Source organism: Vibrio sp. 1078-1 (assembly GCF_033340475.1).
Genome location: NZ_JAWOWM010000401.1, coordinates 1 through 675, shown reverse-complemented (window position 1 = coordinate 675; position 675 = coordinate 1). Strand labels below are relative to the sequence as shown.

The following is a 675-nucleotide window of genomic DNA, read 5'->3' as shown; positions in this document are numbered from 1 at the left end:
GTAAAATTTTATTGTTTGTAAGCAGTTAAATTGCAATGTATACGTAGGTGTCGTTAAAAAATGTAATAACTATTATTAGAAGAGCTTATGTCAAACCAACATCAATATTTCGGTCACCCTCGTGGCTTGTTCTTATTGTTCGGCACAGAACTCTGGGAACGCTTTTCCTACTACGCAATGCGTGCCATTCTAGTACTCTACTTAACTGATACCACAATGAATGGTGGTTTGGGCTGGTCAACGAAAGACGCGCTCGACCTTTATGGCATTTACACCGGCCTTGTTTACATTACCCCATTGATTGGTGGTTACCTTGCCGATAACTACCTTGGCCAACGCCGCTCAATTTTGCTTGGTGGTGCATTAATGGCTATCGGCCAGTTCACACTGGCACTTCCGGCTGACGCACTAGGCTTCGGAGCACTTCACACTTTCTATTTAGGTCTTGCTCTGCTTATTTGTGGTAACGGTCTATTCAAGCCAAATATCTCTACCATGGTTGGCGACCTATACAATGAAGGTGATAATCGTCGTGATGGCGCTTTCACTATCTTCTACATGGGTATCAACCTTGGTGCTCTGCTAGCCGGCGTGGTTTCTGGATCTGTAACGAACTCATTTGGTTGGAAAGCAGGTTTCGTAGCAGCGGGCGTGGGTATGATAATCAGCCTTGTC

Annotated in this window: 1 protein-coding gene; it reads left to right on the top strand. The window is 44.7% G+C overall.

What is annotated here, in order from left to right; genetic code table 11:
• Positions 1-87: 87 nt before the first annotated feature.
• Positions 88-675, top strand: a 588-nt coding sequence (locus R7190_RS27825) for an oligopeptide:H+ symporter (protein WP_318137922.1), incomplete at its 3' end; no start/stop codon positions are given.